General features: G+C 62.1%; 1 pseudogene. It reads right to left on the reverse strand.

The window, feature by feature from the left end:
- Nucleotides 1–606: pseudogene (locus AC1DW2_RS43865) on the reverse strand (M10 family metallopeptidase C-terminal domain-containing protein); the annotation flags it as partial.

Below are 606 nucleotides of genomic sequence, written 5' to 3' on the forward strand. Positions count from 1 at the left end.
AGGTAGTTTCCATTGCTGTCGGTGAGCCACACCGAATACTGATCGGCGCCTGGCTGCTTCCAGGCGACCTCGTATCCGCTCGCCGTCTGCTCGGYGCCGATCGGCGTTATCGAACCGAATTGACCGTCGACATAGTCGGCGCCCTGATATTTGAGCGATGGGCCCGTGCCGCTGCCGTCGTAAAGATAGAAGTGCGTGCCAAGCTYGGTCAGGCTGGTCGATCCGAAGCTCTCGACCACGGTGGGGCCGGACGGCGCAGGGCCAATCGTCCCGTCGCCGTTGAGATCCTGRTGGAAGCTGGTCTCGATCGATTGCAGCACGCCGCTGGCTCCCGATACGCTGGTCAGAGCGTTCGAGAGGTAGTTTCCATTGCTGTCGGTGAGCCACACCGAATACTGATCGGCGCCTGGCTGCTTCCAGGCGACCTCGTATCCGCTCGCCGTCTGCTCGGYGCCGATCGGCGTTATCGAACCGAATTGACCGTCGACATAGTCGGCGCCCTGATATTTGAGCGATGGGCCCGTGCCGCTGCCGTCGTAAAGATAGAAGTGCGTGCCAAGCTYGGTCAGGCTGGTCGATCCGAAGCTCTCGACCACGGTGGGGCCG

It is taken from the genome of Bradyrhizobium sp. P3_C3 (assembly GCF_056402655.1).